The sequence below is a fragment of the Caulobacter sp. ErkDOM-C genome (genome assembly GCF_048541825.1).
Classification (GTDB): Bacteria; Pseudomonadota; Alphaproteobacteria; order Caulobacterales; family Caulobacteraceae; genus Caulobacter.
The window spans coordinates 765,050-791,340 of the sequence record NZ_CP183332.1 but is presented as its reverse complement, the minus strand read 5'-3'; the positions used below and the strand labels follow the sequence as shown (position 1 = coordinate 791,340).

Below are 26,291 nucleotides of genomic sequence, written 5' to 3'. Positions count from 1 at the left end.
GGGCCAGGCCGTCTCTACCGCGTCGCATTAGTCCCAAACCCAACCTCAAGACCAGGATCTCCCATGGCCTCCAAGATCGCCGAAGACCCCCGCATTGACCCGCGCATCAAGGCGATCTTCGGGGCCGCCGAATTTGGCATCGGCGCCGGCGACGTCGCCAGCCGTGCGGAACTGCTGGCCCAGGAGTGCAGCCCGCAGGCCCTGGCCTCTGCGGCTGGCCTGAAGGCCTTTCTGGACATGTGCGACAATGAAGTGGTGGCACCGTCGACAGGACTAGTCACGAGGACCGAGCAGGTCGCTTCAACGCCCGACGGCAACCTGATCAACATCCAGTTCATCCGCCCTGATACGGATGAGTGCCTGCCTTGCGTCTACTATATCCATGGCGGCGGCATGGAGCGCCTGTCGTGCTTTGACGGCAATTATCGCGCCTGGGGCCGGATCATTGCCGCCCGTGGCGTAGCGGTGGCCATGGTCGATTTCCGCAATGCGACCCTGCCCTCCTCCGTCAGCGAGGTGGCGCCGTTCCCAGCCGGACTGAACGATTGCGTTTCGGGCCTAAAATGGGTTCACGCCAATAGCGCGGCCCTGAACATCGACCCTGCCCGGATCATCATCGCGGGCGAAAGCGGCGGCGGCAACCTGACCCTGGCGACCGGCTTGAAGCTCAAGGCCGACGGCGATCTTAATCTGATCACCGGCCTCTATGCCCTGTGCCCCTATATCGCCGGCAAGTGGCCGCTGGACGAGCACCCGTCCTCGACGGAGAACAACGGCATCCTGCTGCAACTGCACAACAACCGGGGCGCCATGGCCTATGGCATCGAGGCGTTCGAGGCCCGCAATCCGCTGGCCTGGCCGGGTTTCGCGACCCTTGAAGACCTACGTGGCCTGCCGCCTGTCGTGATCAGCGTCAATGAATGTGATCCGCTGCGCGATGAAGGCATCGCCTTCTACCGGCGCCTGATGGCGGCCGGCGTCAGCGCCCGCTGCCGCCAGGTGATGGGCACCATCCATGGCACGGAAATCTTCCCGATCTGCTGCCCGGACATCAGCCGCGACACCGCCAGCGACATCGCCAATTTCTGCGCCCGGTAACAAAGGCAGGCGCTTGCGAGGGGGCCTGGACGACAACCAGGCCGCCGCTACGCTCAAAGACCCTGAACCTCGGCATAGCCGCGACCATCGATCAGCAGACGCCCGCCCAGGGGCCGGCTGCGGTCCGCAACGCGCTGCAGTATGGCCCGGGCCTGCGCGCCATCGGCAAGACCCGGCATGCCGCGCGTCGCCATGTCGCCCGGCCCGGCCCTGCCGATCTCATTCATGCGGATCGGGACCAGCCTGACCGACCGACACCGCCGCGCCCTGAACGTGCACTCGACCAGCACGCCTTCCCAGGCCTCGGGCGGATAGGCGCCGGGCGGCTTTTCGGTCTGGAAGATGAAATTGCCCAGGCCATAGAACACCGGCGCGCCGCGATAGACTTCCATCCCCTGCAGCAGGGGCGCGCCGTGACCGACAAACACTGAGGCGCCGGCATCGACACAGCGCTTGGCAAAGGTCCTTTGCCAGTCGGGAACCATAGCCATGTCCGGCTCCCAGTCGTGATTATGCTGATAGGCGATGACCACATCCGCCCGGCGCGCCGCGTCCGACAGGGCGTCAAGCACCCGGATCGCATCGGCCGCCGCGACCTGCCCGCTGGCGTCGCGGCGAACCTCATTGACGCCGGCGCGCGTGGGCGTCGCCGCGCCACCCTCCCGCACCTTGCCGGTGGCGCAGGCGACCAGCGCCACCGCACCGTGCGGCGTCTGGTGATAGGCCGGCGCGGTGGCCCGGGCCAGATCCTCGCCCGTCCCGGCCGAAGGCAGGCCTGAAGCCCGCAGCGCTGCCAGGGTGTCGAGGATCCCGCCCGTACCCAGGTCGAAGGCGTGGTTATTGGCGGTGGCGGCCAGGGTGACGTTCATCGCCTTGAGCGTTTCGATTACCTCAGGACCGGCGGCGTGCAGCGTCAGAAGCTCCCGCGTCGGTGCGCCGGCCCGGGGCCCGCGGATCACCGTTTCCAGATTGGTGAAGCCGGCGTCGGCGCTAGCCAGCCGCGCCGCCAGGTCGGAACGCTCGGGCCAACCTTCAGGGGCAACGTCGTGCTCGATCAGCGCCTGGCCCAGCAGGGTCAGCCTCAGGTCCGTCGTTGCCGCCATGACCGGCGAGGCTACCCCCGCCAAAGCGGTCGCCAGGAACTCTCTGCGATGCATTTTTGGGGCTCCCGGCTCTACCAGACCATAAGAGACCGGCTGAAAGGCGACTAGGTCATGCCTTTGACGAATGGCCCGATGCCTTGCCGCTATGCGGTTGTAAGGCGACCAGCCGCCTGCAAGGCTCGCTGCAACGGGGGACTTTCGACCATGACGACTGAAGATCCGCGCGACCCGGCTGCTGGCCGGGGGCCGCGCCTGCTGGATCGCATTGAGAAGATCGGCGACGCCCTTCCCGATCCGGTCCTGATCTTCGCCTTCTGCATCGCCATCCTGATGGTGATGTCGGTGATCGCCAGCGCAGCCGGCTGGAGTGCGGTCAACCCGGTCACCGGCGCGCATCTGAAGACCCAGAGCCTGCTGTCGGAAGCCAATCTGGCCAAGCTGCTGGTTGAAATGCCCGACACCCTCACCGGTTTTCCGCCCCTGGGTCTGGTGCTGGTCGTCATGCTGGGCGCAGCGATCGCCGAGCGCACCGGCCTGTTCAGCGCCCTGCTGGGTGACGCGGTCCGCAAGCTGCCGCGCAAGGTGCTGACCCCGGCGATCTTCCTGATCGGCCTGATGTCGCATCACGCCTCAGACGCCGCCTATGTGGTGCTGATCCCCCTGTCCGCCCTGATCTATGCCGAGAGCGGGCGTCATCCCTTGGCCGGGATCGCCATCGCCTATGCCGGCATTTCCGGCGCCTTCGCCGGCAACATCCTGCCAGGACAGTTCGATGTGCTGATCCTGGGGATCACCGAACCGGCCGCAAAGCTGATCGATCCGAATTTCGTGATGAACCCGCTGGGCAACTGGTGGTTCACCCTGTCGATCGGGATCCTGTTCACGCCCATCGCCTGGTTCGTCACAGACAGGATCGTCGAGCCGCGCCTGGGCCCCTGGCGCGCCGACGAGGCGGCCATGGCGCAGGCCGGGGTCAGCCTGGACGCCCTGGGAGAGCCCCAGCGTCGCGGTCTGCGCCGCGCCGGGATCGCCGCCCTGGTGATCATCGCCCTGTTTGCGGCCCTGACCCTGTGGCCGGGCTTCACACCGCTGTTTGACGAGGAGGCCGTCGGGCCCCGCAGGATGACGCCCTTCTACCAGTCGCTGATCGCAGCGTTCATGCTGCTGTTCCTGGCCAGCGGCTGGGCCTACGGCTCAGCGACCGGCGCGATCCGCTCCCATCGCGACGTGGTGTCGATGATGGGTCAGGGCATGAAGGACATGGCCCCCTATCTGGTCCTGGCCTTCTTCGCCGCCCACTTCGTGGCGATGTTCGGCTGGTCAAAGCTGGGACCGGTACTGGCGGTCAAAGGCGCGGAGATGCTGCAAGGCATCGGCCTGCCCAAGCCGGCGCTGCTGGTCTCCCTGCTGGCCATGTCCTCAGGACTGGATCTGGTGATCGGTTCCGCCTCAGCCAAATGGAGCGCCATGGCCCCGGTCGTGGTGCCGATGATGATGCTGCTGGGCATTTCGCCGGAAATGACCACCGCCGCCTACCGGATGGGCGACTCGATCTTCAACATCGTCACGCCCCTGGCCTCCAACTTCCCGCTGGTGCTGATCCTGTGCCAGCGATGGCGACCGCAGTTCGGCGTCGGCTCGATGATCGCGCTGATGCTGCCCTACTGCTTGGGCTTCATGGCCGGCGGCGTTTTGCTGGTGCTGGTCTTCGTCGGTTTCAAGCTGCCGGTCGGGCCGGGAGCTTCTGGCGTCTACACCCTGCCGCCCGCCGCCAGCGCGCCGATCATCCCTTGATCTAGCGTGGCGACGGCACCGTTCCGACAGGCAACCGCGCCCTCAACAAGGGCGCGGTTGCCCGCGTTTGCGGCCGCCGTCGCATAACAGGGTCATACGGCCCACGCATGGCCCGATCAGAAACCGCAATGGCGTTGCGCCGTCGAAGACGCGCCTCCTACGCTTAACCGTCGGCAGGGGGTCTTGCGCGGTCGGCGCAGGACGAAGTCGGCGACAGAGGGGAATTGATCCATGCAGGCCTTGAACGTGCGCGCGCTCTGCGCCGGAACCGCCTATGCGGCCTTGCTGACCTGCGTCGCGACGCCGGTCTTCGCCCAGACCGCCACGTCGGCAGCAGACACCACCGTCGAGGAAATCGTCGTCACCGGCTCGCGCATCCAGCGCAAGGACGCCGACGGCGTCGGCGTCGTCACCACCCTCACCGAAGCCGACATCAAAAATTCCGGCGCGGGTTCGGTGGGCGAGCTGCTGCAAAAGCTGCCGTCGGCCGGCGTCAGCCTCAGCAGCAACGGCACCCAAGGCACCTCCTACGGCGCCAGCTCGATCAACCTGCGCTATCTGGGCGGCGCCGAGGGCAGCGGCAATCGCGTGCTGGTGCTGGTCGATGGCCACCGCTGGGTCGACGGCGTCGGCCAGCGCGGCTTCCGCGACTTCGTCGACCTCAACACCATGCCCCTGGGCATGATCGAAGGCCTTGAGGTGCTGAAGGACGGCGCTTCGGCCATCTATGGTTCGGACGCCATCGCCGGCGTCGTCAACATCAAGACCGCCCGCGACTTCGACGGCATCAAGGCCCAGGCCAAGTACGGGGTCAGTTCCGAGGGCGACGGCCAGCAATATTCGGGCGTGGTCAATTTCGGCAAGCGCTTCGACAGCAGCGCCCTGCTGGTCTCGCTGAGCTACGTGAAAGACAAGCCGATCCTGACCTCGGATCGCGACCTGACCCGGGTCACCCTGGTTCCGGCCACCGCTGTCGGCACCAGCCCCAACGGCCTGTTCATCCTGCCGGGCCTGTCCAACAACGCCTATTTCGGGACGGCAACAGGCTTTGCCGCCTCGACCGCCCCGGTCGTCTTCAATGCCGGCGCGACGATCGGCGCGGGCAGCCAGGCCGACAACGCCTTCCACACCGCCGCCCTGCCCGGCGACTACTTCAACACCCAGGCCCAGGGCATCTATTCGGCCGGTCCCAGCGAGCGCTACGGCATCTACACCCGCTATACCGCCGACCTGACCGACAATGTCCGCCTGAAGGTCGAAGGGCTGTATAACCAGCGCAAGTCCGACCAGCTGTTCTCGCCCGTCCAGCTGGACATCGGCGGCACGTCCGGCACGATCCGCGGCTTCGCCATCCCCAACAGCCAGGCCTTCAACCCGTTCGGCACAGCCAATGGCGTGCCCACGGCCAACGCGATCGGCTTCGCCGCCAACCAAGCCTGGCGCATCCGCAAGGTGATGACGCAGGTCGGCAATCGCGACAACGTGCAGGACGTCAAGACCATGCGGGTCGCGGGCGGCCTGGATGGCTCAGTCAAGCTGTTTGGCCGTGACTGGAACTGGGACATCTACGGCCTCTATTCGAAGAACAAGATCAATTCGCAGGCCCTGAACGGCGTCAATTACGACAAGCTGGCCCTGGGCCTGGGTGCCGCCTGCGCCACGACCGCCGGGTGCGTGCCCATCAACCTGTTCGCGCCGATGACGGCCGCCCAGGCCGACTACATCCGCTACACGGTGGTGGAGTCCAACAGCACCTCTATCTATGACGTCACCGCCAACATCACCGGCGAGCTGTTCCAGCTGCCAGCCGGCCCGCTGGCCATCGCCGCCGGCGTCGAGCACCGCACCAACAAGGCCGTCGACAACCCCGACGCCTTCGTCAACGCCCTGCCGACCAACATCCCGACGCCCGCCTCGGGTTCGACCTTCGCCAGCAACACCACCACCACCGGCCAGACCCGCACCGCCACCCGCGGCGAGTACAGCCTGAACGAAGCCTATGTCGAAGCCGCCATCCCGCTGCTGAAAGACATGCCGCTGGCCAAGAGCCTCGATGTCAGCCTGGCCCTGCGCTATTCTGACTACGACACCGTCGGCGGCGACAGCACCGGCAAGATCGGCGTCGGCTGGCGCCCGATTGAGGACATCCTGGTGCGCGGCACCTATTCGCAGGGCTTCCGCGCCCCTTCGATCCTCGAGCTCTATCAGGGCGGTCGCCAGACCAGCTTCCAGGGCGTCGATCCCTGCAACGGCGGCGCTTCGGCCAATGCGGCCAAGCCCGGCTGCGTGGGCGTGCCCACCGGCTATAACCAGGCCAACTACAATCTGAACGGCCTGATCGCCGGCACCATTTCAGGCAACACCAAGCTGAAGGCCGAAACCGCCGACACCTACAGCTTCGGCCTCGCCGTCAAGCCGCGCTTTGCGCCGGGCCTCAGCGCCACGGTCGACTGGTACCAGATCAAGGTGAAGGACGCGATCGCCTCGCAGTCGGCCACCCAGATCCTCAACCTGTGCGCCCAGCAGGGCGGCGTGTTCTGCGGTCTGGTGACCCGCGACGCGTCAACGGGCGCTATCACCAACCTGTTGCAGGGCGCCCAGAACCTGGCCGAGATCGAGACCTCAGGCATCGACACCACGATCCGCTACGAGTTCGGCACGGACATCGGTCGCTTCGCCGCCGTACTCGACACCTCCTATCTGGACACCTTCAAGACCACGAGCCCCAACCCGACGGGCGGCGCGCCGATTGTCGACGAACGGGCCGGCAAGGGCGACCAGCCCCGGTCGACCTATCCGCACTGGAAGGGTCAGGCCTCGCTGACCTGGAGCCTGGGATCGTGGAACGCCCTGTGGCGCGGCCGCTATATCGGCGACACCACCGACGTCGCCAATGCGGTCAAGGGGCCCAAGACCGACGCCATCTTCTACAACGACCTGGAAGCCGGCTACGCCTTCAACGCCTATGACACGGCCGTCAGCGTCGGGGTCAGCAACGTGTTCGACGAGGCCCCGCCCGCGTCCTACGCCAACGCCCCGATCAACTACGACATCTACACCTATGACGCCCGCGGCCGGTACATGTACGTCCGCGTCTCGGCCAAGTTCTAGGATCGCGTGGAGGGAGGCGTCAGTCGCTTCCCTCCCATCGCAGCCCGCCTTGAAGGACCGCCGCGATGGCCCCCCTCCAAAGACCCCGGCCATGAGCGACGGTTCCCGCCGGCCATCGTGCGGCCCCTTCGCCCTGCCCGACGATGTGCATGTGACCCGCGACGTGATGGTCACCCTGCGCGACGGTGTGCGCCTGGCCACCGACATCTATCGCCCCGCCATCGACGGCGTGCCGGTCCAGTGGCCTCTGCCGGTGCTGCTTGAGCGCACGCCCTATGACAAGCTGGGCGTCAACCACGGCGACCGCACCCGCGATGATCCCGAGCCGCGTTCCAAGCCCGAACTGGCGGTTCAGTTCGTGCGCGGCGGCTATGTGGTGGCCCTGCAGGATTGTCGCGGCCGTTACGCCTCTGAAGGCGTGTTCGAGAAGTATCTGGCCGAGGGCGAGGATGGTTTCGACACCCTCGAATGGCTGGCCGGGCAGCCGTGGTGCAACGGCCAGGTGGGAACGCTGGGCCTGTCCTACGGCGCCCATACCCAGAGCGCCCTGGCCTGCCTGAACCCACCAGCCCTGGCGGCGATGTTCCTGGATTCCGGCGGCTTTTCCAGCGCCTACCATTCGGGCATCCGGCAGGGCGGGGCGTTCGAGCTGAAACAGGCGACCTGGGCCTACAAGCACGCCCTGCTGAGCCCCGCCACAGCGGCCGATCCCGCAAGGCGCAAGGCCCTGCTGGCGCAGGACCTGAAGGCCTGGTTCGCGCACATGCCCTGGAGCGAGGGCGCCTCCCCCCTGAGCGCGGCGCCCGAATACGAAAAGTACCTGCTGGATCAGTGGCGCAACGGCCTGTTTGGCCCCTACTGGACCCAGACCGGCCTCTATGCGCGCGGTGCCTATGACGTCTATGCCGATGTGCCGATGGTGCATATGAGCAGCTGGTTCGACCCCTACGCCCTGACCGCAACGCAGAACTATCTGGCGCTGTCGGCTGGCAAATCCTCACCGGTCAAGCTGGTGCTGGGTCCCTGGACCCACGGCCAGCGCTCAGTCAGCCACGCCGGCGATGTGGATTTTGGCCCCGAAGCGCCGCTTGATGGCGCCTTGGCCGAAAACTATGTCGCCCTGCGGCTGGCCTGGTTCGACGCCTGGCTGAAGCCGTCGCCGGGTCCCGATCCCTTGCCGCCGGTCAAGCTTTTCGTCATGGGCGGCGGATCGGGCCGCAAGACGCCGGAAGGCCGGCTGGATCACGGCGGACACTGGCGCGACGAAACGGCCTGGCCGCCGGCCTCATCGGTCGTCACCGACTATTTCCTGCAGGCCGACGGGACGCTCTCAACCACCCCGCCCGGGGTCGCCGAAGCCTTCCGCGCCTATGTGCACGATCCGCGCAACCCCGTCCCCACGATCGGCGGCGCCATAGCCTCAGGCGCGCCGGTCATGGAGGCCGGCGCCTTTGACCAGCGCGAGGACCAGCGGGTCTTCGGCTGCCAGGCCCCCTATCGCGCCCTGGCCGACCGCGACGACGTGCTGGTCTTCCAGACCCCGCCCCTGGCTGCCGATGTCGAGGTGGTCGGCCCGATCCACGCCGAACTGTTCATTGCCTCCGACTGCGTCGACACCGACTTCACGATCAAGCTGATCGATGTCCACCCCCCGTCAGAAGACTATCCCGACGGCTTCGCCATGAACCTGACCCACGGCATCCTCAGGGCGCGCTACCGGCTGAGCTTCAGCCACGAAAGCCGCCTGGCCCCGGGCGGGATCTACCGGATCGAAATCGAGGCCTTCCCGACCGCTAACCTGTTCCTGAAAGGCCATCGCATCAGACTGGACATCGCCTCCAGCAACTTCCCCCATTTCGACGTCAATCCAAACTCCGGCGAACCCGAAGGCTACGGACGCACTCCCCGTGCGGCGACAAATCGGGTCTATGTCGATGCGACGCGGCCTTCGCGCCTGCGGCTGCCGGTCACGGCGCGGTAGAAACGCCGGGCCTGAAAGCGGAGCGATCGATTGAAACTGAACCTGCGCAGCCTGGAAGCCTTCCGCGAAACCATGCTCAGCGGTTCGGCCACCGCCGCTGCGGGACGCATGGGCCTGACCCAGCCCGCCGTCAGCCGCCTGATCGCCCAGCTGGAACAGGACGCCGGCTTTGAGCTGTTCTACCGCGAGAAGGGTCGCCTGAGCCCCACGCCCGAAGCCCTGATGATCTATGAGGAGGTCGACCTGGCCTTCGGCGGGCTGGAGCGCATCGACGCCCTGGTGCGCGACATCGCCACCTTCAATGCCGGCCTGCTGAAGATTGTCGCGCCCCCCAGCCTGTCAGAAGGTGTGCTGTCGACCATCCTGACCCGGTTCCTGGACCGGTTTCCCAAGGTGCGGGTCAGCATCGACTCGCGCAGCACCGAAACCGCCCGCAACATGGTCGCCAACCGCACGGCCGACTGCGGCTTTGTCAAACTGCCCCTGGACCGCGCCGACATCTCAACCTTCACCCTGTCCGCCAGCGAGACAGTCTGCGTGCTGCCCGGCACACATCCTTTGGCCAAGCACGAGTTCCTGACGCCGGAACTGCTAAGGGCCGAACCCCTGGTCCTGCTGGGCTTTGGCACCTGGTCGCGCCGCCAGATCGACGACGCCTTTCGCGAGCGCGGCGTGCGGCCCGACGTCAAGCTGGAAACCCACACGGTCGGCTCAGCCTGCGCCTTCGCCGCCCAGGGGATCGGCATCGCCATCGTCAACGCGCTCATGGCCAAGAACTTTGTGCGCGGCGACATGGTGATGCGCACCTTCCGCCCGCAGATCCTCCACGAATACGCCTTCATGACCTCGGCCCTGGCGCCGATGAACCGGCTGGCCGCCGCCCTGCTTGAGGAAGCGCGCGGCTATTTCGACACGCCGGGCCAGGGGCCGGGGCCCGACAAACAGTCGGCCGGCACTGAAGGGGCTGATGCGACGCCGCAGGGCCAATAGCCAGCCTCGTCGTTCACGGGGTCCACGCGGCTCGGTGCGCCGAAGGCGTTTTAATTCAACTATATAACCGGCAGTGCACGATTTTTCGCAAACCGACGGACGGTGATCCGCTACCCGTAGCCAGCACCAACAACCTGCTGCTACTTCGTTCCTTGTCCATGCGCTCGAAGACCTGGCGGCCCAGGGAATTCCGCATCGGCACGCTCAGTGCGCAAGAGACTGTTGCGACTTGAGAACTGCTCCTGTATCCAACGCCCTCTCTTCGCCGACGCTCGATTGCGTTGACCCGGATGGCCCGGTGGCGGAGTGGTTACGCAGCGGATTGCAAATCCGTGCACCCCGGTTCGATTCCGGGCCGGGCCTCCAACTTGCGCCATGTTCAGAGACTTGGCTCAGTCATGATCGTCTGCACCAAACTCGCGCTACGTTTTAGACTCTGCCGTAGAGTCAGACGACGTGAAGATTCTGACCGGTCAAAGGCCGCGAGAACTGGTATGCATCCTTCCGCGAAAACGTCTAACCCTTGGCTGTTATGACTAAGCGTCGCGAGTATTGTTGGTCGTCATTTCACTTCGCAGCGCTGGATGATGAAGGTCGGATAAAAATCGAATAAGCGATTGCGCGCTTCCTCAGAATTTCCGACGTTCAGCGCAACAGGAGGATGCTCATGCCTAACCAACACGGCCCTCGCAGGCATCATATTTTGCTCCCATGTGAACAAGTCATCAGCCCATTTTGGAGCGCGCCACTTTTGCGTGACACTAGTTTAACACTGCCCCTGCTCCTCGCTGTTGTGTCGCTGGCAGCGTGTGGACAGCAGGTCCCGCCGTCAACGTCGGTAGAGAGGAACGAGCCAGCGTCGATTGACCCCGTGGTTGCTGCCTTGCGAAATCGAGGTCGCGCAGCGCTAGATGATGGCAGCGGAGCCAGTGCGTTTGACAACGAGATTGCTATTCGTTTCCCATCGCAAGCGGTTTGCGGTCGGCGCCTGGCGCAGCCAACACAACCCGAGCGTTACTATGTTTCCACAGAAACAGGAGTGCACGGGGTCGCAAGCAAGGACGATAGACTTTGGCAGGAGGCTTGCAGCGGCGGCGTAGCTATCCCCCCAAGCGACTAGGTTTGGGCCGACCTTGCATCGCCCTGGATAGGCCGGTGGCGGAGTGTTTACGCAGCGGATTGCAAATTCGCACAACACGGCCTGATTCCGTTCCCGGCCTCCATTTTTGAACCGTGCTAACCTTGCCAAGATGCTCCTAGGCTAAAGCCGGGAAATTTGGCGCTCACTCAGTTCATCCAGGCAACGGCTATGCACCCTTGGCTATATGCTCTTAGGCGCGCGGTGAAACCTTGACCGACGGTTGAGCATGCTGCATTGCAGCGCAGAGTGTGACTTTACATTTTGGACGTCGTGCAGGTGGGGGCCTGATTCATGTCAGTAGGTGTGCAGCGCGTAAAAACGTATCGTTTTTCAGACGATCGTGGCTGGTTTTCCGAAACCTACTCGGCTCCAAGGTTATTGGAGCTTGGGATCGAAACGCCTTTCGTTCAGGATAATCAGTCTTTCTCAATACCGGTCGGCACTATTCGTGGAATCCATTTCCAACGGCCGCCCTACGCTCAAGCTAAGTTAGTTAGATGCGTGCGGGGCAGAATCCTCGATTTCGCGGTCGATCTGCGGCGCGGTTCTCCGACTTTCGGCAAATACGTTGCGGCAGAATTGACAGAGGAGAACGGCGATCAGCTCTATGTGCCGGTAGGCTTTGGTCATGCCTTTGTAACACTCGAGGCTAATACTGAAGTTGCCTACAAGGTTTCGAAAATCTACGCACCCCAAGCCGATGGCGGCATTATCTGGAACGACCCCACGATCGCCATCGAATGGCCCTTGCCCGGAAGTGGCGCGGTGCTTTCCGACAAAGACGAAAAACTTCCAAGTCTGGCCGAATTCGATAGCCCCTTTGAATATGACGGCCAGCCGCTCGAGCCCCTGCCCGAGCTTTGACGGAGACTCCAATGCGCATTCTGGTCACCGGCGGCGCCGGCTTTATCGGATCGGCACTTGTACGCCGCCTTGTTCAACACACTGACCACGATGTGATGGTGTTTGATAAACTAACCTATGCTGGGGTGCTTAGCTCGCTTGATCCCGTTGCTCCGAACGATCGCTATCGCTTTGTCCAGGCCGATATTTGCGACGCGGACGCGGTGGCAAAGGCGATTGAGGAGTTTCGTCCGCAGGTAATTGCTCACTTGGCGGCAGAGAGCCACGTTGATCGCTCAATCGATGGACCTGGGGCGTTTATCCAGACCAATCTGGTTGGCACCTTCGTTATGCTAGACCAAGCTTTGGCCTATTGGCGCGATCTGCCCGCGCCCGAAAAAGAAGCATTCCGGTTTCATCACATCTCTACAGACGAGGTTTACGGCTCCCTCGGCGATGAAGGGCTCTTCACCGAAACCACGCCCTATGATCCGCGCTCGCCCTATTCGGCGTCCAAAGCCGGTTCAGATCACCTTGTCCGCGCCTGGGGCCACACTTACGGCCTGCCAGTGCTGGTGACCAACTGCTCGAATAACTACGGTCCGTATCACTTTCCAGAAAAGCTTATTCCCCTGATCATCATTCGCGCTTTGAACGGAGAGCCGTTGCCGGTGTATGGGGATGGCGCAAATGTTCGCGATTGGCTCTTTGTGGATGACCACGCGCGCGCTCTACAAGCCGTTTTTGAAACCGGTGCACCTGGCGAAACCTACAACGTAGGGGGCAATGCAGAGCGCAAGAATATCGAGGTCGTGAAAGCTATTTGCTCGATCCTTGATCGCCTCCGGCCGCGTGCAGACGGGAGCGCCTATAGCGACCAGATTACCTTTGTGACCGATCGACCTGGCCACGATCAGCGTTATGCCATCGATGCTTCAAAGATCCGGATGGACCTCGGCTGGACCCCGTCAGTCACTTTCGAGGAGGGGATTGAGCGGACGGTGACGTGGTATCTAGAAAACCAGCAGTGGTGGCAGGATATCTTGGACGCTCGATACGCGACCCAGCGCCTCGGCGTCGCTGCCAATGGTTGAGCCGATCCACATTTTGATTACGGGCGGCGCTGGTCAGGTTGGTTTGGAACTGGCGCGTGCCCCGTGGCCGGCGGGCGCCATTCTGCACATGCCCTCGCGAGCGGACCTTGACCTGGGCGACATCGCCTCGGTGAAGTCCGCCTTCGCGCAAATACCTTTTTCGGCCGTTATCAATTCAGGCGCCTACACGGCAGTGGACCGGGCCGAAACGGAAGTTTCAGCTGCGTTCGCTGCGAACGCTATGGGGCCGGCAGTGCTAGCCGAAGTAACCGGCCAGGCGGGAATCCCTCTGATTCAGGTGTCAACGGACTACGTGTTCGACGGCTCGGCCGACCGCGCATATGTCGAGGCTGACCCCGTTGGTCCTCTTGGCGTCTATGGCGCTTCGAAGTTGGCTGGTGAACTCGCGGTCATCAGCGGCAACCCGCGATCAGTAGTGCTCCGTACTGCATGGGTGCTGAGCGTTCACCGCGCCAACTTTCTCAAGACAATGTTGCGCCTTGCGGAAGACCGCCCTCAGTTGCGCGTGGTCGGCGACCAGCATGGTTGCCCCACCTCCGCGAGAGATATCGCTAAAGCTCTCAAGACCATCACGCTTAAGATGATTGCGGACCCTGGCGCCCCTACAGGCATCTACAATTTCGTCAACGCGGGCGAGACAACCTGGGCAGGCCTGGCAAAAGAGATATTCACACTCAATGCCAAGCACGGCGCCCCTGTGGCCGAAGTCGAAGCGATTAGCACCTCGGACTATCCCACCCCTGCGCGTAGACCCGCAAACTCTCGTCTCTCGACGGCCAAGCTCACTCGCGACTATCAGATCACTCCGCGCTCCTGGCACGACGCTGTCGCGGAAATCATCTCAGAATTACACGCCGAAAGGGTCTCCGCATGAAGGGTATCATCCTAGCTGGCGGGTCAGGCACGCGCCTGCATCCCATGACGCTTGTCACCTCCAAGCAACTGATGCCGGTCTACGATAAGCCGATGATCTATTATCCGCTATCGACGCTGATGCTGGCAGGCATCCGCGAAGTACTAATCATCTCAACGCCGCGCGACGTTCCAAGTTTTCAAGCTCTACTCGGCGACGGGTCACAATGGGGCATGGAGATCCAATATGCCGTTCAGCCCAGCCCTGATGGCCTAGCGCAGGCATACATAATCGGTGCGGACTTTGTCGGTGCCAGTCCCTCTGCGCTAATCTTAGGCGACAATATCTTTTACGGTCACGGCATCACCGATCTCTTTACGAGCGCCATGACCCGGACAGGCGGTGCCACGGTCTTCGCTTATCACGTCAATGATCCTGAACGGTATGGCGTGGTCGCGTTCGATGAACGAATGCGCGCTCAGTCGATCGAGGAAAAGCCCGCCGAGCCCAAGTCAAACTGGGCCGTCACCGGCCTATATTTCTACGATGCCGATGTCGTGGATATCGCGCGCGACCTGAAGCCCTCTCCGCGCGGCGAGTTAGAGATTACAGATGTAAATCGCGTTTATCTGGAGCGCGACAAGCTTTCGGTCGAAATCATGGGGCGCGGCTACACGTGGCTCGACACCGGGACGCCCGACAGTCTTCTCGAAGCCGCTGAATTCGTCGGCGTCCTCGAACGACGCCAAGGTTTCAAGATCGCCTGTCCCGAAGAAGTCGCGTTCGAGAAAGGCTTTATTGACAGAGAGCAACTTCAGGCACTGGCGACTAAGCTCGGTAAATCCGCGTACGGGGCATACCTGCGAAAAGTCGTGCTCAATGATCGACAATAGTACAGCGGTTACAGCACCCGTCGCCTCTCGCCGGACGGTCAGAATTCTCGGCACCCATGGCGTTCCGGCTAACTATGGTGGATTCGAAACGGCCGCCGAGAACATCGCCAAGTACCTAGTGCGCCAAGGCTGGAGAGTGATCGTTTACTGCCAAGCTGGCAAAAACGGTGAAACCACGTACGACACTTGGGAAGGCATTGAGCGTGTCAGCATCGGGGTCGAAGACAAAGGCTGGCTGGGTACAGCGAAGTTCGACTGGATATCCATCGCGCACGCTTGCCGCTACCGGGATGTCTGCCTGACGTTCGGTTACAACACCGGCGTTTTCAATTTTCGGCAACGCATGCTGGGCATAGCCAATGTCATCAATATGGATGGCATCGAATGGTCACGGAAGCGCTGGGGTTTCCTTCGTCAGGCGATCCTTTACGTCAACGAAAGGTTCGCGGCGGCTTTCGGCGATCACCTGATCGCCGACCACCCGGCGATCCACAAATACCTTTTGACGCGCGCACCAGGACGCAAGATCAGCACCGTGACCTATGGCGCGGATCCGGTCGATGCGCCGTCGGATGCCATCGTTCGCGAATTAGGTCTCAAGCCGCAGGGCTACTTCGTGCTCATCGCGCGGCCAATACCGGAAAATTCGGTTCTGGAGATTGTGCGCGCCTTTTCGTCCGAGCGGCGGAGCAGTGCGCTGGTCCTTCTGGGCAACTATGAGGGCGATGATCCCTACCATGTCGCGGTGAAGCAGGCGGCTAGCGAAGATGTACGGTTTGTCGGTCCGATCTATGGTTCAAAGGTGGCGTCGCTTCGCTTTTATGCGAGAGGGTATTTCCACGGGCACACAGTCGGAGGCACCAATCCCTCACTCGTCGAGGCGATGGCTGCAGGCAATCCCGTGTTCGCGCACGAAAACGTTTACAATCGCTGGGTCGCTCAGGCTGCTGCTACCTATTTCACGGACGAGCACGACCTCGCGGCGTCAATTTCGGCGCTCCTGAAAAATCCCGCGCAACTTGAAGCCATGAGCGAAGCAGCGCTGCGACGTTTTGCTGAAGAATTCACTTGGGACCACGTTGCATCACAATACGAAGCAATCCTGCTGCGCTTTGCGAAGCCCAGTAGCGCAGTTTGAACATTTGGAGAAAATAGACATGGTCCGCATTGCCGTCGTCGGCCTAGGCAAAATGGGCATATCCCACCTCTCCATCATCCGGGCTCACCCAGATGTCGATCTTGTCGCTGTCTGCGACACCGCCGGCTACATGCTTGACGGCCTGGCTAAGTATACCGGCCTGAAAACCTATACTGACTTCGACAAGTTGTTGTCCGAGGTCCAGCTGGATGGGATCATTCTCGCAACGCCATCGGCAGCGCATATGAGCATGGCCAAGGCGGCGCTCGCCAAGGGGATCGCGGTCTTCTGCGAAAAGCCTTTCACGCTCTCCCCAAGCGACTCGCAGGAACTCACCGACCTCGCAAAGGCGAACAATGTCACCAATCAGGTCGGCTATCACTACCGCTTCGTTGGAACTTTCCAGGAGGTCAAGCGCCTGCTGGACCAGGGTGCGATCGGCAACGTCAGCCATGTCCTAGCCGAGGCATACGGCCCAGTCGTTCTAAAGGCGAAGGGCACGACCTGGAGAACTCAAAGCAAGTCGGGGGGCGGATGTCTCTATGACTATGCGGCTCACCCGATCAACCTGCTCAACTGGTATTTCGGCGAGCCGATCGCTGTAGGCGGAACCCAGCTTAATAAGATCTTCTCCGGCAATACCGATGACGAAGTCTACTCCACGCTCTTTTTCGATGACGGCCCGAGCGTGCAGTTGTCGGTGAACTGGTCCGATGACTCGCATCGGAAGATGACGACCCGCCTTACCTTCTGGGGCACAAACGGGCGGATCTTCGTCGATCGGCAAGAGGTGCAAGTTTACCTTCGCGAACCTCACCCGGACCTGCCCGCCTACGGCAAGGGCTGGACTGCTCGCTACATCACCGAGCTCACGGACAACGTCTGGTTCTACCTGCGTGGCGAAGAATACTCTGCTCAGCTCGATCACTTCGTTCGCGCGACCGCCAATCATTCGGTCGGAGAAAACTCGTTCGAAAGCGCCGCTGTCACTGACCGTGTGATCGCCATGCTGATCGCCGATGACGAGGCCGGGCCCACGTTAGCCGCTAATGCAATGCCGTCGCAGGTGCCCAAGGCGAAGCGCCGCGGCTTTTTCAAGATTTGATGGGACATCCGATGGACAAGCTACTTTTCGGCGACAATCAGTTCTTCGGCGTTAATCACATGTCCGAAGAAAAGGCGCGGGCCCAAGCCATGCGTTTCCAGAATCTTGACGCGATCATGGAGGTGCTGGACGCTGCTTATGACGAAGGCGTCCGCACGTTCATGTGCACGACGCACGACCGGATCGCCGAGGTTGCGGAGCGGGTTCGAAGCAATCCGGACCGTTATAGCGACTTCGTTTTCTATCCGTGCATGCCCTACGCGCATAAGTATGCCAACGCGGTCACGGAAGAGGGCATGATCGGCGCGGTCAAGAAATTCCTGCCGGACGAAGGTCTGTTCAACGCCGTGCTGCGCGGTGGCGTCTCGTTGGCCACCAAGGACGTTGAGGGAGTGGCCACCCTGCTGATCGACGCGGAAATGAAGATGTTTCGCGGGCTGAAGACGCCGGTCATCTTCCTCCAGAACGTTGTCGTGGACCTCATCCTCGGCTTGGGCGCCAATGACGCGTTCCGCATATTCGCCGACCATGTGCGCAAGCGCTACGACGCCGAACCTGGCTTTATTACTATGAACATGCCGCGCCTGCTGGACGCTCTGGATTCGGTTGGGATCGAGAATCCGATCGTCTGCTCGAATATCAATAAGATCGGCTTCCGCGTAAGCGGTGGGCAAGAGAGCTACATCGACGCCCTTGAAAATCGTAGGTTCCGGGCGATCGCCATGTCAGTCTTTGCATCCGGCGCTCTTCCTGCAGACGAAGCGATCGAATGGGTGTGCGCACAGCCCAATATCGAATCGATCGTCTTCGGCGCTTCCGGACGGGCCAACATTCGCAACACGAAGGGCTTGGTAGATAAGTACTGGGCCAAGGACTCCACGCAGGCTTCTTAGAGAAGCCCATCAGGCACTACAGATTCGGGGCTTCATTGCAGGTTCACGTCACCCCAGGACATCAATGTGGTATATATTATACTCGTAAACTGGAATGGGTGGAGAGACCTTATTGAATGCCTCGAGTCTCTTCTACGACTGGACTTCGAAAATTACGCCATCCTAGTGTGTGACAATGGCTCGACCGACGGCTCTTTCCAACGCGTTCAGGATTGGTCGGCGGGGAATATTTCGGTCGATCGCAGTCCGCAGGCTTGGAGCTCTCAGGATGAAGAGCGACGGCTTCCTCCTTGGCCCATACGTCTAGCCCGACCAGAATGGCGACCGGCCAAGGGCACTCTTACTTGGTTGGAAATGGGTCGGAACGCGGGCTTCGCTGCGGCGAACAATGCTGGCTTGAGGTTGGCGCTGACGGATCCGGCGATGAGGTACGCCTGGCTGCTTAACAGCGACACCATCGTTAAGGCCGATGCCCTAACCCATCTGGTCGAGCGAGCAGGGTTGCCCCCCAAAGCGGACCTCATAGGGTCCACCTTGTGCCTCTACCATTCTCCAAAGAAGCTGCAGGCTTTGGGCGTTGCGTACAATCTAGCCCTCGGGCGTGGAAAGGAAATTCTCCGCGACGAAAGCGCGGATAGCCTTCCGAGCAGGGATTGGGTCGAGGCGCGTTTGACCTATATCGTGGGAGCTTCAATGCTCGTCTCACGCCGCTTCGTGGAACAGATAGGCTTCATGCAAGAGAACTACTTCCTCTATTTTGAGGAAATCGATTGGGCAGTACGGGCCAAGGGTAAAATGAATCTCGGATGGTCGAGGGATTCGATAGTTTTCCACAAGGAAGGCGGCAGCATTGGAAGTGATGGAGGCGCCCGTCCCAGCAATACATCTCTATATTACTTGACCGTGAATACGCTGCGTTTCTCGCTCCGACATAGACCGATCTACCTGCCACTGATCATGTCGCGTTTATTATTCGTGGCCGCTCGCTACGCCACTGTACGCGACGCGGCCGCGCTCGCCATCATGGCCATGGCCATCGCGGACTTCGTTTCAGGTCGAAGCCGTATTGGCCCAATCGCTGGGGGCTGAAACCGTGAGGTGGGTCGCGCTTCGTCGAAAACTGATGAACTTAGTTGCCAGCGCCATTTTTGCGGTTGCGCTACGTTGAAACGGCCACCCCAAGCCGATCCATTGGGTGACAGCTCGCGCCATATAAAATATACGGCAAGATCTATGGTCACATTTGGGACTACCGAGTTGTTAACTTCACGCCCACCCGCATCTAGCGACCCGATTTTCGGACCAAAGGTTACGCTCGCTCCTGGGCGATACGATTCCGCTTTACTGTGGATGTGGGCATTAGTGCTTTTCTCTATTGCTTGGCCAAGGTATGGATTCTTCGCGCTTGGTGGCCCGTTGAAGGCCACACCATTCACACTCATATCTCTCGTATCATGGGTTGCGCTCCCCTCTATTTTACTGTCTTCCGACCCAATCCGTCGGCTAATGGGTCATTCTGTACGAAATGTATCTTGGATACTTTCCATACTTCTCATGTGGACATCATGGCGATATCTGACGGCAATATTGGGAGAAGAAGCAACCTACTCTCTCACGACCGTGTCGCGCGAATTAATATATCTATATCCAATACTGATTTCCTGCCTAATAGTGGCAAGCATGGGGGGTGGTTTGCCCAGCATGGTAAGAGTGGTTGTGATTTCAACGGCCATAGTAATGCTATTGGGACTGGCTGAATTAGCAACAAGGAAAACATTTCCACAGATATTTGGATTCAATTTCGTATCAGACCAATTTTCGACCCGTGAAATTCGCCTGCGTGGCTCCAGCATCCGTACTCAATCCGTCTTTTATCACCCCATCGTATACGGACAGTACTTAGCTTGGGCGACGCCACTGTTGATCTGGTCGGCCCTTCGCGAAAATAGCCGGATCATCCGGCTATTTTCGCTTGCCTGTTTGATCGCCCTGCCAATCGCTGTTTTGTCCACAGGATCCAGAGCGGGACTACTCGGTGTCGGCGTTTCAGCTATAGCATTTGCCGTGCTCGCAGCCGTCAGGCGCACCGGCGCGCAGTCAATCGCGATCATTGCAGGCTTGGCCTCTATCGTACTTTTAGGATCGGCGATCGCTAGTGACAGTGACACGTTGGTTGGCAGGCTCATTGCGGGTCGAAACTCAGCTGAAGCCGAAAGCACCAGATGGCGTAACGAGATGGTCCAGAGTGGCTTAGCTGAAGCCGCCTTTAGCCCAGTTGTTGGATATGGAGATGGGCGCTCTCCATTTCATGCTGGTGGCTTCCGTGGTCCAAACGGGGCGGCGACAATTGACTCAACCTATCTGTCGAGCATCCTTGATAGCGGCTGGGTGGGCCTTTTCTTTCTAGTGACAACTTGGGGAAGCATAATTGCCGCCGCACTCATAAATGTGTCCGGGCGAAATGGCCTCCTAATTGATGCAGCTATCGGTGCAGGGGTACTTGCGCTCGCGATGACGTTTTCGATCGTGTCAATTACTGACAACTATTCGTTATTTTTCATTTCCATCGCGATGATATCTGGCTCAAGGGCGATAGCAAATCGCGTCAACACTAAATAGGCTCGTGACTAGATTGGTTCCGCTACACGCAAAATGCTCGTCGCGAAGTGGATGCATTGTAGCACCTGTTACTATTTCGACCGCTTATCGGTGCTCGTTGCCACTGGCGGGGGCAGCGGTTGCCGCTCGGAGGCGGTGGTGACAAGAAGAGTTCCAAGTTGAAGATCCACGATCGAGGCAGAGCGTGACCACACTTCAGATATACGAACAGGCCCGAACGACGCACGTAGAGAGACTAGCCTCAACGTTAGATATGATCCTTGTCTATCGGTCCCGCGCTTACGATTTTGACGAAGCCTTAGCAGCTCAATCAAATGTCATTCAGCTTTCGAGAATTGGAGTAGCGAAGCTTCTTTTGAAACAACGTTACGATACTGTAGAGTTGAATGAGCCGATGCTTTTGTCTGCTTGGCCGAGCTTGCTGCTATACATTTTCGTAATTCGATTATGCGATGCCCTACGCCGTTCGCGGACATCTATCGTTAGCTATGCGATAAATAACAGCGACTTGGCCCCCGCCGTATCTAGCTACACTCACCTTCCGAAATTCATCTCTGAATTCGTAGCGCGGATGTTCTGCACAATCCTGACCGGCCAGTACGACCGTATAGCCTTTGGCACACCAGACGCCCGGAAAACGTACGAAAGAGCAATCGGTCGGATGCCGCGTCGGATGGCCGTTCGAGAATTTCCGGCGCTCGACAGTGCTTGCCGCGAGTGTGTGCAGAGCAAAAATCCCAATGAGGTAATTTTCCTAGGGTCGTTCGAACCAAGGAAGGGCATTACCCGACTTCTTGATGCCTGGCCCTTGGTTTTGGAAAAAAACCCGTCCTCCAGACTTAAAATAGTTGGGAAAGGACCGCTTCTGGAGCAACTCCTACTTTGGCAATCAATTAGCCCGACATCTACGATAGACGTCGATCCGAGCAGAGCTGAAATCCACACTCATTTGAGTACCGCGCATGTTCTGGTGCTTTACTCGCAACCTTCCTCTCGATGGAAGGAACAGATTGGTCTGCCTATTCTTGAAGCCCTCTCCCACGGCTGTGAGATCGTCGCCAGCTCCGAGACGGGGATAGCGCCCTGGCTATTGGATCACGGCCATCAAGTCGTTCCGCCTCATGCGCCCAAGCAGCAGCTAGCGTCCGCAATACTAAAGGCATTGGTGGCAAGAAGAACGGCGGCCGAAATCAAGTCTGAACTACCAGACCAAGACAATCGCTTGCTCGCAAGTGAGTGGCTTTGGGATCGTTCATGAAAATCCCCACGGATCTCTTCAGTAAATTTGGCCCCGTTCTAGTAGCAACGCTTGCATCCCAGGCTATTTCCGCCACTGGCCTATTCATACTGCCGTTTCTAGGATTTGAGGTTTCTGACGTTTATTCTGTAGCTATACAGGCAGGGAATGGAGCTTTCTCTGGAATCGTTCTGGGCGTGATTTATTCCATGGCGATAGGACGACCGCATTTCAGCCACTGGAATTTATTTGGACGCGGCTCTGCGCTCTTTTCGCTTGTTCTTGCTGTCGTCGCTACAGCGTTAATCTTCCGCGGGTCTGAGGAAAACAGACTCCTACCGTGGCAAATCATAACCATCATGTCGAGCTTCGGTCTCGGCGGAGCCTTCCTAGCCTTGGCCGGGACGACCGCCGTGAGGGAGGCCTGCCAGGGACGACCACTGCTTTTGGCCGCGATTACGATCGCTCCCAACAGTGGATTGACCATCGCTGCGGCGATCAGCGCGCTGTTTCTGCGAACCTCCGCCTTGGGCAGCGTCGCGCCCGCGTTGACTTGGGCCATACTGAGCGGGGCTTTATTATTGCTCATCAGGCACCGCCCGCCTGCGGAACTGGAGACGGTGGGCGCGGAGGAAGCAGTTGTTTCGGAGTCCATGCGCAACCAACTTCTTCATGCCGCTGCCCTCGTTATAGGCGTTGTGACAAGCACTGTACTACCCACCTTCTTCATCACCGCGACAGCCCAGTTGCCGGCGGGCTCGACAACGACACTCTTCATCTGTGCCCGCATAGGCACTGCGCTGGTCAGTTTGGGCGTCAACTCCATCCTGCTGGTGCGCTATAATTGGCTTTTGCGCAGTGAAAGTAACGGCCTCTTCCCGACCATTTTTATGATCGCTGCTACGGCTTGCGGCGCGGCCGCGATGTTCCTAGCCCGGGTGCTGCATCTAGAGACCGCCGGTCACGGGTTTGTATTGATCTCATGGCTAGCTTGTCTAGTTGCGTCGCCACTTGTGATGCGAGAGGTCAATGCGCGTCGCCTCGCAAAATTGGTGATGATCAAGGCGCTGGCAGATCTGGTGTTGGCGACATGTGTCGCCTTCATGCTCACCGCAAGGCCGAGCGCGTCAGGATATTTCGCTGCCTATATGATCTCGCAATGCGTAACGACATTTGTGTGTGGCTGCGCACTCAGGCACAGGCTACTTGCGGTTGCCTCGCTTTCCACGCTCGCGACGGCAGCATCACTTTTGCTGGCCGGCTGGTAGCCAACAATGATTAATTGTGAATAATTCGTATTATGTTGAAAATCGCTTTGCAGACTTGGCGGCAGTTTTTTAGAGATCTATTCTTCAATGGAATAGCATCTTCGGCGCTAATACCTTCGGTTGGCCGATGGCTTTTGTTATTGGCGCTGGGATGCAAGGTAGAAAGATCCCACATATCCCCCCGTTGCTTTATTAGTTCAAGGAGAATTCGCATAGCAAGGGGCGTCTTTATAAACTATGACTGCTTCTTCGATGCGTCGGACTGGATTTCTCTCGCTGAGAACGTCCGCATTGGAATGCGCTGCGTTTTCGTCACCAGCGCCCACCAGGTCGGCCCGGCTGAATGTCGCGCCGGGGCCGCCGTATCCGCACCGATCGTAGTTGGAAAAGGGGCGTGGATCGGAGCGAACGTAACGATCTTACCCGGCGTGAACATCGGCGAGGGAGCTATCGTAGCCGCGGGCGCTGTGGTTACAAAAAACGTACCTGCAAACAGCCTCTATGGGGGCGTGCCCGCGAAGCCAATACGTGAGCTCGCCTCCAGCGATTAGGCCACTCGTGGCTAGAGGCTGGCGTAAAATTTAGCCGTAGCATTTCCTATATCACGCCAGTTGCGCTCTTCACGCGCCTTTTCCTGCCCACGCTGGCCAAGGTCATCAAGGTTGTCGGCATCGTCATAGGCAAGGCTTAGAGCGTCTGAGAGGCTTTCACTGTCACCGGCCCTAAAAACTCGACCAGTGTCGCCAACGGAGGCGATCAGCGGCGGCAGGTCACTGCAGAGTATCGCACGCGCAAAGCTTTGAGCCATGATTGTCACGCCGCTCTCGTAAATTCGCCGGTAAGGAACAACGACCAAATTGCTGGCCCTATAGTAAGCCTCGGCATCTTCATCGGATATATGCTTACCATTAACGTGCAGCCGGCCGCGCAGCAAGCCGGTCCCCAGCGCCTGAAGTTCAGAAACTTTCTCTGGCCTCATCTTTCCAGCCACGACCAGTACGATCGGAAGATCCGGGCGGGCTATCAAGGCATCCGTCAGCAGGTCGAGGCCCTTTTCAGCCCGTGGATTGCCAAAGAATAATGCCAGGAAGGCGTCTCCCTGGAGCCCCAGAGCTTCACGCGCGGCTCCCCGTTCAGGCGGAGCAGGATAGGCATCTACGTAGTGCCCGTGCGGAATGACCGCCACGGGCGCGGAGAGCTTTGCTCCAGACCGAATTGCACGCAGGGAGAATTGATTATGGACAATAAGGCCACGAGCTATTCGCGTGATGCTCCAGCGCCCCAGTCGACCGTCACTGTGCCCAAAGCTATCGATATCGTGAAGCGTCACTACGAGCTTCATACCGAACAGGATCGTCAAAACGGCAGTTAGGATTTCGCGAATATCATAGTGGAAGCAGTGAATATGTATAATATCTATTTGGTTCGCGCGCGCATCCCAGAATGCCCTGAGTAGCCCTTTTGCAAATCGCAACCCCCGGAGCCAGGCCGGATCGCCACCATATATTCCGCCGAACGCCACTTTGGAACGATAAGCTTTATCCTCGCCTTCGCCCGTCACGTCCAAGATATAGACGCAGGTTTCGATGCCAGATTCACTTAAACCTGTAGCGAGACCATCGGTATAATAGTGAAGTCCGCCGTGACGGCCCAATGGATCCAGGATCCCAACCTTCAACGCATGGCAGCCTCCCGACGTCAAATGCATTGTATAATCCGATATTGAAAGGTTTCGCTGAACGGCATAGCTGAGAGGTTGGTTATTCTCGACCTATCGACGCGTAGGTGAAGCCGTGGCGCACCATATCGCTGGGCTTGTAGACATTGCGCAGGTCGACGACGACGGGGCTGTTCATCAGCAGCTTCAGGCGGTCCAGATCCAGAGCCCGGAACTGGTCCCACTCGGTCAGGATCACCAGGGCGTCGGCGCCTTCGGCGGCCTCGTAGGCGCCGGTCTTGAACGCGACGCCGGGCAGCATGTGGGCCGCTTCCTTGGCGCCTTCGGGGTCATAGGCCTGCACCCTGGCGCCCATGGCCTGCAGGGCCGGCAGGATGTCGAGGCTGGGCGCGTCGCGCATGTCGTCGGTGTTGGGCTTGAAGGTCACGCCCAGCACGCCGATCGTCTTGCCGGTCAGATCGGACAGGCCGATGGCGTCGGCGACCTTGGTGGCCATGGCCTTCTTGCGGGCGTCGTTCACGGCCACCGTGGTCTCGATCAGCTTGACCGGCGCGCCGTATTGCTGGGCCGTGCGGACCAGGGCGATGGTGTCCTTGGGAAAGCATGAGCCGCCATAGCCGGGTCCGGCATTGAGGAACTTGCCGCCGATGCGCTTGTCCAGGCCGATACCCTTGGCCACCTGCTGAACGTCGGCCCCGACCTTTTCGCACAGGTCGGCCATCTCGTTGATGAAGGTGATCTTCATGGCCAGGAAGGCGTTGGCGGCATACTTGATCAGCTCGCTGGTGCGGCGGCCGGTGAAGACGATCGGCGTCTCGTTCAGCGACAGCGGGCGGTAGAGCTCGCGCATCACCGCCTGGGCGCGCTCGTCTTCGGTGCCGACCACCACGCGGTCGGGTCGCTTGAAGTCCTCGATGGCCGCGCCTTCGCGCAGGAACTCGGGGTTGGAGACCACGGCGAACTGGGCGTCCGGGCGAACCCGCTTGATGATCGCCTCGACCTCGTCGCCAGTACCGACCGGCACGGTCGACTTGGTGACGATGACCGTGAAGCCGTCGATCAGGCCGGCGATCTCCTCGGCGGCGGCGTAGACATAGGACAGGTCGGCGTGACCGTCGCCGCGACGGGTGGGCGTGCCCACGGCGATGAACACCGCGTCGGCGTTCTTGATCGCGTCGGCGCCTTCCAGCGTGAAGAACAGCCGGCCTTCGCGAACATTGCGGGCGACAAGATCATCAAGCCCCGGCTCAAAGATTGGGATCTCGCCCTTCTCCAGCCGCTCGATCTTGCTCGGATCCTTGTCGATGCAGGTCACCACGTGACCGAAATCAGCAAAGCATGCCCCCGACACCAGGCCCACATAGCCCGTGCCAATCATCGCTACGCGCATAAATCCCCCACTGAATTCTCGCCCAACAGGTGCAAGACAAA

The 26,291-nt window shown here is 60.3% G+C and carries 19 protein-coding genes, 1 tRNA gene and 1 pseudogene; 18 read left to right on the top strand and 3 right to left on the bottom strand.

Annotated elements, in window-relative coordinates; translation table 11 throughout:
- Nucleotides 1-63: 63 nt before the first annotated feature.
- On the top strand, nt 64-1,098 hold the full coding sequence (locus ACN2C8_RS03755; protein WP_419254489.1) for an alpha/beta hydrolase fold domain-containing protein: 1,035 nt from the start codon (nt 64-66) through the stop codon (nt 1,096-1,098).
- A gap of 53 nt (nt 1,099-1,151) precedes the next feature.
- On the opposite strand, the gene ACN2C8_RS03750 is transcribed toward ACN2C8_RS03755, so the two are convergent.
- The gene (locus ACN2C8_RS03750) at nt 1,152-2,255 is read right to left on the bottom strand and encodes a CapA family protein (RefSeq protein ID WP_419254488.1); all 1,104 of its coding nucleotides are present in this window, start codon (nt 2,253-2,255) and stop codon (nt 1,152-1,154) included.
- A gap of 150 nt (nt 2,256-2,405) precedes the next feature.
- On the opposite strand from ACN2C8_RS03750, the gene ACN2C8_RS03745 reads away from it, so the two are divergent.
- The 17 genes and pseudogenes from ACN2C8_RS03745 to ACN2C8_RS03665 form a co-directional block, all read left to right on the top strand.
- On the top strand, nt 2,406-3,995 hold the full coding sequence (locus tag ACN2C8_RS03745) for an AbgT family transporter (protein WP_419254487.1): 1,590 nt from the start codon (nt 2,406-2,408) through the stop codon (nt 3,993-3,995).
- Nucleotides 3,996-4,226: 231 nt separating this feature from the next.
- Entirely contained in the window at nt 4,227-7,106 is a 2,880-nt protein-coding gene (locus ACN2C8_RS03740; RefSeq protein WP_419254486.1) for a TonB-dependent receptor, read from the top strand.
- 91 nt (nt 7,107-7,197) lie between these two features.
- Nucleotides 7,198-9,087: a CocE/NonD family hydrolase gene (locus tag ACN2C8_RS03735; RefSeq protein WP_419254485.1), complete on the top strand. Its 1,890-nt coding sequence runs from the start codon at nt 7,198-7,200 to the stop codon at nt 9,085-9,087.
- A gap of 30 nt (nt 9,088-9,117) precedes the next feature.
- On the top strand, nt 9,118-10,077 hold the full coding sequence (locus ACN2C8_RS03730; RefSeq protein WP_419254484.1) for a LysR family transcriptional regulator: 960 nt from the start codon (nt 9,118-9,120) through the stop codon (nt 10,075-10,077).
- 292 nt (nt 10,078-10,369) lie between these two features.
- Nucleotides 10,370-10,443 (top strand) — tRNA-Cys (locus ACN2C8_RS03725).
- A gap of 1,066 nt (nt 10,444-11,509) precedes the next feature.
- Nucleotides 11,510-12,082 carry a dTDP-4-dehydrorhamnose 3,5-epimerase gene (gene rfbC, locus ACN2C8_RS03720; RefSeq protein WP_419254483.1) on the top strand — a complete coding sequence of 191 codons (573 nt, stop codon included), beginning with the start codon at nt 11,510-11,512 and terminating at the stop codon, nt 12,080-12,082.
- Nucleotides 12,083-12,093: 11 nt separating this feature from the next.
- Entirely contained in the window at nt 12,094-13,155 is a 1,062-nt protein-coding gene (rfbB, locus tag ACN2C8_RS03715; protein WP_419254482.1) for a dTDP-glucose 4,6-dehydratase, read from the top strand.
- Nucleotides 13,148-14,050 carry a dTDP-4-dehydrorhamnose reductase gene (rfbD, locus tag ACN2C8_RS03710; RefSeq protein ID WP_419254481.1) on the top strand — a complete coding sequence of 301 codons (903 nt, stop codon included), beginning with the start codon at nt 13,148-13,150 and terminating at the stop codon, nt 14,048-14,050. The genes rfbB and rfbD overlap by 8 nt, the downstream gene beginning before the upstream one ends.
- The gene (rfbA, locus tag ACN2C8_RS03705; protein ID WP_419254480.1) at nt 14,047-14,922 is read left to right on the top strand and encodes a glucose-1-phosphate thymidylyltransferase RfbA; all 876 of its coding nucleotides are present in this window, start codon (nt 14,047-14,049) and stop codon (nt 14,920-14,922) included. The genes rfbD and rfbA overlap by 4 nt, the downstream gene beginning before the upstream one ends.
- Nucleotides 14,909-16,060, top strand: coding sequence for a DUF1972 domain-containing protein (locus tag ACN2C8_RS03700; RefSeq protein WP_419254479.1), 1,152 nt, complete (start codon nt 14,909-14,911; stop codon nt 16,058-16,060). Before rfbA ends, ACN2C8_RS03700 begins: the two co-directional genes overlap by 14 nt.
- A gap of 19 nt (nt 16,061-16,079) precedes the next feature.
- Nucleotides 16,080-17,165 carry a Gfo/Idh/MocA family protein gene (locus ACN2C8_RS03695; RefSeq protein ID WP_419254478.1) on the top strand — a complete coding sequence of 362 codons (1,086 nt, stop codon included), beginning with the start codon at nt 16,080-16,082 and terminating at the stop codon, nt 17,163-17,165.
- An 11-nt stretch (nt 17,166-17,176) separates the two neighbouring features.
- The gene (locus tag ACN2C8_RS03690) at nt 17,177-18,058 is read left to right on the top strand and encodes a hypothetical protein (protein WP_419254477.1); all 882 of its coding nucleotides are present in this window, start codon (nt 17,177-17,179) and stop codon (nt 18,056-18,058) included.
- Nucleotides 18,059-18,124: 66 nt separating this feature from the next.
- The gene (locus ACN2C8_RS03685) at nt 18,125-19,147 is read left to right on the top strand and encodes a glycosyltransferase (RefSeq protein ID WP_419254476.1); all 1,023 of its coding nucleotides are present in this window, start codon (nt 18,125-18,127) and stop codon (nt 19,145-19,147) included.
- Between the two features lie 612 nt (nt 19,148-19,759).
- Nucleotides 19,760-20,677, top strand: a complete 918-nt coding sequence (locus tag ACN2C8_RS03680) for an O-antigen ligase family protein (RefSeq protein ID WP_419254475.1) — start codon at nt 19,760-19,762, stop codon at nt 20,675-20,677.
- 253 nt (nt 20,678-20,930) lie between these two features.
- Nucleotides 20,931-21,935, top strand: a complete 1,005-nt coding sequence (locus tag ACN2C8_RS03675; RefSeq protein ID WP_419254474.1) for a glycosyltransferase family 4 protein — start codon at nt 20,931-20,933, stop codon at nt 21,933-21,935.
- Nucleotides 21,932-23,182 carry a hypothetical protein gene (locus ACN2C8_RS03670; protein WP_419254473.1) on the top strand — a complete coding sequence of 417 codons (1,251 nt, stop codon included), beginning with the start codon at nt 21,932-21,934 and terminating at the stop codon, nt 23,180-23,182. The genes ACN2C8_RS03675 and ACN2C8_RS03670 overlap by 4 nt, the downstream gene beginning before the upstream one ends.
- Nucleotides 23,183-23,571: 389 nt before the next feature.
- Nucleotides 23,572-23,715: pseudogene (locus ACN2C8_RS03665) on the top strand (DapH/DapD/GlmU-related protein); the annotation flags it as partial.
- A 29-nt stretch (nt 23,716-23,744) separates the two neighbouring features.
- Here the strand turns inward: ACN2C8_RS03665 and ACN2C8_RS03660 are convergent.
- Nucleotides 23,745-24,890 (bottom strand): glycosyltransferase family 4 protein, encoded by a 1,146-nt coding sequence (locus ACN2C8_RS03660; RefSeq protein ID WP_419254472.1) that lies wholly within the window; start codon nt 24,888-24,890, stop codon nt 23,745-23,747.
- Nucleotides 24,891-24,942: 52 nt separating this feature from the next.
- Nucleotides 24,943-26,250 carry a UDP-glucose dehydrogenase family protein gene (locus ACN2C8_RS03655; protein WP_419254471.1) on the bottom strand — a complete coding sequence of 436 codons (1,308 nt, stop codon included), beginning with the start codon at nt 26,248-26,250 and terminating at the stop codon, nt 24,943-24,945.
- Nucleotides 26,251-26,291: the final 41 nt, after the last annotated feature.